The organism is Saliniramus sp. (assembly GCF_035311605.1).
Classification (GTDB): domain Bacteria; phylum Pseudomonadota; class Alphaproteobacteria; order Rhizobiales; family Beijerinckiaceae; genus Saliniramus.
In genome coordinates this window covers 1-7,591 of the sequence record NZ_DATGCW010000301.1, presented here as the reverse complement: position 1 = coordinate 7,591, position 7,591 = coordinate 1, and the positions used below count along the sequence as shown (strand labels likewise).

The 7,591-nt window shown below is 63.9% G+C and carries 8 protein-coding genes; 4 read left to right on the top strand and 4 right to left on the bottom strand.

Annotation, left to right across the window (positions count from 1 at the left end; genetic code table 11):
- The coding region (locus VKP01_RS13280) for a GNAT family N-acetyltransferase (RefSeq protein ID WP_324413048.1) at positions 1 to 321 on the top strand (321 nt) is incomplete at its 5' end.
- A 5-nt stretch (positions 322 to 326) separates the two neighbouring features.
- Here the strand turns inward: VKP01_RS13280 and VKP01_RS13275 are convergent.
- Entirely contained in the window at positions 327 to 2,450 is a 2,124-nt protein-coding gene (locus tag VKP01_RS13275; protein ID WP_324413046.1) for a lytic transglycosylase domain-containing protein, read from the bottom strand.
- Positions 2,451 to 2,630: 180 nt separating this feature from the next.
- Here VKP01_RS13275 and dapA point away from each other — a divergent pair, with 180 nt between their 5' ends.
- Positions 2,631 to 3,536 (top strand): 4-hydroxy-tetrahydrodipicolinate synthase, encoded by a 906-nt coding sequence (dapA, locus tag VKP01_RS13270; protein WP_324413043.1) that lies wholly within the window; start codon positions 2,631 to 2,633, stop codon positions 3,534 to 3,536.
- A 7-nt stretch (positions 3,537 to 3,543) separates the two neighbouring features.
- Positions 3,544 to 4,017, top strand: coding sequence for an SsrA-binding protein SmpB (gene smpB / locus VKP01_RS13265; protein ID WP_324413041.1), 474 nt, complete (start codon positions 3,544 to 3,546; stop codon positions 4,015 to 4,017).
- Between the two features lie 50 nt (positions 4,018 to 4,067).
- On the opposite strand, the gene VKP01_RS13260 is transcribed toward smpB, so the two are convergent.
- Together VKP01_RS13260 and VKP01_RS13255 are read right to left on the bottom strand one after the other, a co-directional pair.
- Positions 4,068 to 4,706: an NYN domain-containing protein gene (locus tag VKP01_RS13260; RefSeq protein WP_324413050.1), complete on the bottom strand. Its 639-nt coding sequence runs from the start codon at positions 4,704 to 4,706 to the stop codon at positions 4,068 to 4,070.
- Positions 4,707 to 5,111: 405 nt separating this feature from the next.
- Complete coding sequence (locus VKP01_RS13255) at positions 5,112 to 5,867, bottom strand: ABC transporter ATP-binding protein (RefSeq protein WP_324413039.1); 756 nt, start codon at positions 5,865 to 5,867, stop codon at positions 5,112 to 5,114.
- 243 nt (positions 5,868 to 6,110) lie between these two features.
- On the opposite strand from VKP01_RS13255, the gene VKP01_RS13250 reads away from it, so the two are divergent.
- Entirely contained in the window at positions 6,111 to 6,701 is a 591-nt protein-coding gene (locus VKP01_RS13250; protein ID WP_324413037.1) for a cytochrome c family protein, read from the top strand.
- A gap of 167 nt (positions 6,702 to 6,868) precedes the next feature.
- On the opposite strand, the gene VKP01_RS13245 is transcribed toward VKP01_RS13250, so the two are convergent.
- On the bottom strand, positions 6,869 to 7,591 hold a 723-nt coding region (locus VKP01_RS13245; protein WP_324413035.1), incomplete at its 5' end, for an aspartate-semialdehyde dehydrogenase.

Genomic DNA, 7,591 nt, shown 5'->3' with positions numbered 1-7,591 from the left:
ATCGCGATCTCGATGAGCCTTGTGCAGGACGGCGCGGCGTTTCTCTGGAAGACCGCCTATGATGAGGCCCTGCGCCGGCATGCGCCGGGCATCGTGCTGGAGGATGCCATCGTCCAGGCCCTGCATGCCGAGGCGGCGCTGCGCGGTCTCGATTCCTGCACGCTCGCAGCATCCCCGCTGCAGGATCTGTATGACGAGCGCCTCGAAATCGCGGATCTTGTGATCGCACCGGGCCGGACCGGCAAAGCACTCATCGGCGCGGAGCAGCAACGGCGCGCCCTGCGCCGGCGAGTGGCCGGCTGGCTGCGGCGGCGCGGCTGAGCCGCTCACCGCGCCGGGCGGGCACCGCGCAGATCGTCTCCGATGGCGAGGGGGCGATCCTGACCGAGGCGGTAACGGTAGACGACGAGATTTTCCATGACGCGCTGGACATAGCTGCGCGTCTCCGGGAAGGGAATCTGCTCCACCCAGTCGATGATATCCCGGTCGCTGCGGCGCGGATCGCCGAAGCGCTCGATCCAGCGGCGCACATGGCCGGGCCCGGCATTGTAGGCCGCGAAGGCGAGCGCCGCCGACCCGCCCCAGCCGTCGAGCAATTCGCCCAGATGCGCGGCGCCGAGCTTGGCGGAATAAACCGGATCGCCCAGAAGCCGGTCTTCATCGAAATCCACACCGTAACGCTGCGCCACACGCCGCGCCGTCGCCGGCATGAACTGCATCAGACCGCGCGCACCGGCCGGGGAGACGGCATCGGCATTGAATGCGCTCTCCTGACGCGCGATGGCGTGGACCAGTGCCGGCTCGACCGCCGGGCCGATCTCCGGATAGTCCGGAATGGCACCGACGGGATAAGCCTGCCTCTCGAGCGGCAATCCGCGCAGCAATGCCGAGCGGGCCAGAGCCAGCAGGGCGCGCGGATTTTCAAGCGCCTCGGCAAGATCGCCATAGGCACGCAGCAACGCGGCATCGTCGAGCGTACGCCCGAGATCGCCCAATAGCGCAATGGCCAGATCTTCGGCATCCAGCGCGTGCAGAAGCACGATCGCGCGCGTAAACAGCCGCCCGTCGCGCTCGGCGATGATGGTCTCGTCGATTTCGGGCAAGGGCCGCAACGTGATCGGCCCGCCATCCAGCTCCTGACGTGCCAGCTGACCGTAGAAGGCCGTCGCATGCTCGGCGGCCTCTTCCAGCGCCGCGCGGGCTGCCGACTGGTCACCCGATGCCCGATAGGCCCGGCCCTGCCAATATGCCACCCGAGACAGCGAGATCGGGGTCGAGGCGGGCGCTGCGGCGGCGATAAAGTGGGTCAATGCGGTTTGCGGATCATCGAGAAAGCGCAGAGCGATCCAGCCGGCATGGAATTCGGCATCGAGATAATCAGCCGGCGATTGCGCCGCATGGCCCGCGACGAGTTCGTAGGCCAGCCCGTAGGCGCCTTCCTCAAGCAAATTGCGCGCAACGATGCGGCGTTCGACCCACCAGGCATCCCCGTCCCCGATGATGGAGAGGGCGCGTGGCGCACGTGCGATGATCCGGCCGGCTTCACGGACGTCATTATCCAGGCGCGCCTTGCGCACCATCGCATAAAGCGTAGAGGAATCATGGCGCAACGGCCCCGGTACCGCTTCGATCGCAGCATCGATCCGCGCCGGGTCACGCATCAGCGCCTGACGCAGATCGACGAGCGCCTCGAATTCCTCACCGGCAAACCGGGCCGCCCGCCGCGCCGCCGCCCAGTCCTGGGCGAAGAGGCGGTTCTCCATGCGCAGACGGTGGTCCGACGGCGTAAAGACGGATGCGAATGAGAGCAGGAATTGCGCCTCGGTATTCTCATCGAAGCCGCGCTCGCGCCAGTACCCCCGTGCGAGATGCTCGGCAGCCTCTTGCGCCCCCGAGCCCCAGAGCGACTGGGTCAGCAGGAGTGCACCACGAGCGGTGCGCGGCTCCTCGTCAGCGAAGAAACTGAGCACCCGATCCGGCCCGGGCCCGGTCTCGACGAGCGCCTGCTCGGCACGCAGCCGCATCAGGCTTCGACCCGACCAGTCCGGCTGGCTGCGCATGAACGCGGTGATCCGTTCGAAATCGCGCAATCCCGACGAGCGCACCGCGGCCCATTCGAGCAACGCATCAGCGGCCTCGCCGGTGATCTCGGGACGCAGCGCATCACCTTCTGCGATACGCCCGAACCGGTAATGCGTCAGCGCCTCCCGAGCCATATCGAAATCGAGATCCGGAAACAGGGCCGGTATCTCGTCGACAGCGATCCGCGCGGGCAGCGGCTGCGCGCGAACGGCGGAATCGACGGCGTGGCAACCAAGAAACACGAGGGCCGCAGCCAGGGCGAGAACCCGGCTGCGAAGCCGCGCCGGCTGCCAGAGGGCGCACGCCATCCAGACAATGACGGCGCGGACCGCGTGGTGGTGCCCTGTGGCGATCGTTCGACTGTTCACGCTTCCCTCTCCCGATACCGCATGCCCGGAATATACACTTGCGTGCTCCTGCAACACGGATAAAGCCGAATCATGGCGCATGATGGTATTTGCGCCGCGTCGCGCCAAGGGTTATGTGAAAGCCAATCCGCATCCGCACATGCGACATGACAACAACAGGAAACGGTCCAGGAGGCCGCCATGCCCGCACAATCCACGGCAACGCCCGCTTTCTCGGGCTCGATCACGGCACTTGTCACGCCCTTCGCCGGCGACAGGCTCGATGAAGACGCCCTGCGCCGACTCGTCGACTGGCAGATCACCGAAGGCTCGAACGGCCTCGTCCCCGTTGGCACGACCGGCGAGAGCCCGACCCTGAGCCATGACGAACACAAGCGCGTCGTCGAAATCGTGATCGACGAGGCGAAGGGCCGCGTGCCCGTGATCGCCGGCGCCGGCTCGAATTCGACAATGGAGGCGATGGACTTTGCCATCCACGCGGAAAAGGCGGGTGCCGATGCGGTCCTCGTTGTGACGCCCTATTACAACAAGCCGACGCAAGCCGGCATGGAGGCGCATTTCAAGGCGGTGGCCGGGGCGATCGCCCTGCCACTGATCATCTACAACATCCCGCCGCGCTCGGTGATCGACATGTCGGTCGAGACCATGGCGCGACTGTTCGAGGTGAAGAATATCATTGGCGTCAAGGATGCCACCGCCAACATGAGCCGGGTGAGCCTGCAGCGGCAGATGATGGGGCCCGATTTCCTGCAGCTCTCGGGCGAGGACGCCACGGCGCTCGGCTTCATGGCGCATGGCGGCCATGGCTGCATCTCGGTCACCGCGAATGCCGCGCCGGGTCTTTGCGCGCAGTTCCAGGCCGCCTGTCTCGCCGGTGATTACGCGAGGGCCCTTTCGTTTCAGGACAAACTGATGCCGCTGCACACGGCACTGTTCCTGGAGACAAGCCCTTCACCGGTGAAATATGCGCTGGCGGCCCAGGGCCGCATGCAGGAGACGGTGCGCCTGCCCCTGCTTCCGGCCTCGGATTCGACGAAGGCGGTCGTGCGCGAGGCGCTCGGCATCGCGGACATTCCCCTGGCCTGAGTGGATCATGGCAAAAGCAAACAAGAGCGCGCACCGCGTCGTCGCGGATAACCGAAAGGCGCGCTTCAATTACGAAATCAAGGATAGCTACGAGGCGGGCATTGCCTTGTCGGGAACGGAGGTGAAGAGCCTGCGCACCGGCAAGGCAACCATCGGCGAAGCCTATGCCGGGCCGATGCGCGAAGAGCTTTATCTGTTCAACGCCTACATCCCGGAATATCTGCAGGCCAATCGTTTCAACCACGAGCCCAAGCGCCCGCGCAAATTGCTGCTGCATCGCCGCGAGATCGACAAGCTCATCGGCGCGACGCAGCGCGAGGGCTACACGGTCGTGCCGCTGCGGATCTATTTCAACGATCAGGGTCGCGCCAAGGTCGAGCTCGGACTCGGGCGCGGCAAGAAGTTGCACGACAAGCGCGAGACCGAGAAGAAACGCAGCTGGGAGCGCGACAAGGCGCGCATCCTGCGCGAGAAGGGCTGAGCCGGGGGCCGGAGCGCGCGAGAACGCCCCGCGCCGGTTTCCCGCACGGATCAGGTTTCGTCGGTGCCTTCGTCGGTCGGCGGCGACTGCCGGATGCCGTAACGGCGCTCCAGTGCGACATTGCCACGTGGCTGCGCATCCGGCGCGCGAGCGCCCCCGCGATCAGAAATGTCGCGTCCGATCCGCTTCTCCAGCGAGGCGATGTCGAGGAATTCGTCCGCCTGACGTCGCAATTCGTCGGCAACCATCGAAGGCTGGGTCGAGATCGTCGAAACGACGGTCACGCGCACGCCGCGGCGCTGCAGCGCTTCAACCAGCGAGCGAAAATCGCCGTCGCCGGAAAAGAGCACTACATGGTCGATATAGGGGGCGAGTTCCAGCGCATCGATGGTGAGCTCGATATCCATGTTACCCTTCACCTTGCGCCGCCCGGAGGAATCGACGAACTCCTTCGTGGGCTTGGTGACGACACGGTAGCCGTTGTAATCGAGCCAGTCGATCAGCGGGCGGATCGAAGAGTATTCCTGATCTTCAACGATCGCAGTGTAATAGAAAGCCCGGAGCAGGTTGCCACGCCCCTGGAATTCTTTCAGCAACATCTTATAATCAATGTCGAAACCCAGTGTACGCGTCGTCGCATACAGGTTCGCACCATCGATAAACAGGGCAATCTTTTCTTTATCACTCATCGCTTCGCTTTCAATTCGCCGCAACCCTAACCGGATGTCGGCCCCTCCCCGGTCGTTCATCGTACGCTCATCGCAGAAGTCGTCCGTTACCCAAATCGCACGAGGGATCTTCGATGAATGACGTAACCGCCACGACCTGAGCCGGGCCGCACGCGCATCAAAACGTACAGCGTGCTGATGTCAATTGCAGAGAGCCAATGCCCGAAACCGTTCACCAACACTTTGCGGAATAAACCGAAAACTCTTGAGGCGCAACCGGCCCGACGCCCATATTCGCGTAAATTGCCACGTCTACGCCATGAAATTCAGATCATGCGAAACGAGACGTGGCGAAGATTTGCAAGACACATCCATTCGCGCGCAAGTCCAGGTTTTGTTTCAAGGCCGTGCGCCGGGAAACAGGCATCACCAGTGAACCTCTGCGGGACGCTTGCGCCTGGTATTGCGGTGGTCGCCGACGATCCGTCCATCGGCGAAATTCACCACACGGTCTGCGATCTCCCGGATTGCAACATTGTGTGTGATCACCAACGTGGTGGCGCCGAGCCGCTCGTTCGCCTGCATCAATGCTTCGAGAACAACGACCCCGGTTTGCGAATCCAGCGCACCCGTCGGCTCGTCGCACAGAAGCACTTCGGGATTCTTGGCAATGGCACGCGCGATCGCGACACGCTGTTGCTCTCCGCCCGAGAGCTGCGCGGGAAAGTGGTCCATGCGCTGCGAGAGGCCGACCATGGCGAGCGCTTCCTCGGGGGGCATCGGTGCGCGCGCGATCTCGGTGACGAGCGCCACATTCTCCCGCGCGGTCAGGCTCGGCACCAGATTATAGAACTGGAAGACGAAGCCGACATGGTCGCGCCGATAGGAAGTGCGCTCGCGCTCGCTCATACGCGCGAGATCCCTATCACCGAACCGGACCGAGCCCTCTGTGGCCGAATCGAGACCGCCTATGATGTTGAGGAAGGTGGACTTGCCGGAGCCGGACGGGCCGAGCATCACCACGAACTCTCCGGAAACTGCCTCGAAATCCACGCCGCGCAGCGCGTGTACCGCAACCTCTCCGCTCTGATAGACCTTGGTCAGCCCCTGAGTGCGAAATACCGGCGTCGCAGCTTCGCCCGCATCCGCCCCGGTCGCCACGTGATTTTCCCGTGTGATCATCTCTCCATGATGGCGCGTCACCCCCTTCATGGAAATGACGAAGATCAATCCGCACGCACCGTTCCGGGCACGCCATCCGGCGGCGTGGAGCGGGATGCGACGATGAAACCCGTCACCGCAGACGCCGTTTTTGATTGTCAAGCGGCCCCAAAAGGCGCTAAGCAACCGCCGCACCGTGGCGTGTTCGCGCCGCGCAAGGAATCGTCACGTCAATATCCGCAGCTGGCGGATCGGAGCTGTCGCATGAACTCGTTCGAGCTCAACAAGATCATGGGCGCCGTCTTCGGCGCACTTCTCTTCGTCGTCGGTATCAGCGTCATCGCCGGGATGCTCTTCTCGCCGCGTCCCGCAGAGCTGGGCGAGCTGGTCCTTCCCGAGCCGGTCGAGGACGAGGAGACCGTCGCCGAGGTCGTCGAGGTCGATCCGCTGCCGGTACGCCTCGCGAATGCCTCGGTAGAGCGCGGCGAAGGGGCGTTCCGCGCCTGCGCATCCTGCCATTCCGTCGATCCCGGTGGTGACCACCGCGTCGGCCCGAACCTTTGGAATGTCGTCATGGCGCCGATGGCGGACAAGGATTTCGGGTACTCGTCTGCACTTCAGGAGCGCGGCGCTGAGGGCGATGTCTGGAGCTTCGAATCGCTCGACGCCTTCATCGAGAATCCGCGCAACTACGTGTCGGGCACCTCGATGTCCTATGCCGGGCTGAGCAACGTCGATACCCGCGCCAACGTGCTGGCCTATCTGCGCTCGCTCTCCGACAACCCCGCCCCGCTGCCGGAGGCTTCCGAGGACGAAGCCGCACTGGACGGTGAAGAAGAGACCGCCGACGACTGATCCCGGCAAGCATTCCGGCGGGGCGCCGCCGGCGAAAGGTCCCGGTGAACGGCAAGAGAACCCGCCGCGCCGGACGAATCAAGAAGACAAGGGTTTTCTGAACTGAAAAAGGCCGGGTCACACCCGGCCTTTCCTGCTTTCACTGAGGTATAGCGAGTCGCGTCGCCTCAACGCGCCTTCGGGCTGATCAGCTTGCGATTGACCAGCACCTCGGCGATCTGCACCGCATTCAGCGCCGCGCCCTTGCGCAGATTATCCGAGACGCACCAGAAGGCGATGCCGTTCTCCACTGTCGCATCCTCGCGGATGCGTGAAATATAGGTCGCGTCCTCGCCGGTCGCGTCGACGGGCGTGACGTAGCCGCCATCCTCGCGCTTGTCGACGACCATGATGCCCGGCGCCGCGCGCAGGATTTCGCGCGCTTCGTCGGCGCTGATCGGCCTTTCGAATTCCACGTTCACCGCCTCGGAATGCGAGACGAAAACGGGCACGCGCACGCAGGTGGCGGTGAGCCTGATCTTCGGATCGAGGATCTTCTTCGTCTCCGCCAGCATCTTCCACTCTTCCTTGGTGTAGCCGTCCTCCATGAAGACATCGATTTGCGGAATGAGGTTGAAGGCGATGCGCTTCTGGAATTTCTCGGTGACAGCATCCTGCAGCGAATAGACCGCACGCGTCTGCCGGTCGAGCTCGTCCTCGCCCGCCTTGCCGGCGCCGGAGACGGATTGGTAGGTCGAGACCACAACGCGCCTGATACCCGCATGATCATGCAGCGGCTTAAGCGCCACGACGAGCTGTGCGGTGGAGCAGTTCGGATTGGCGATGATATTCTTTTTCGAGAAACCCGCCGCCGCATCGGCATTCACTTCCGGCACGATCAGCGGCACGTC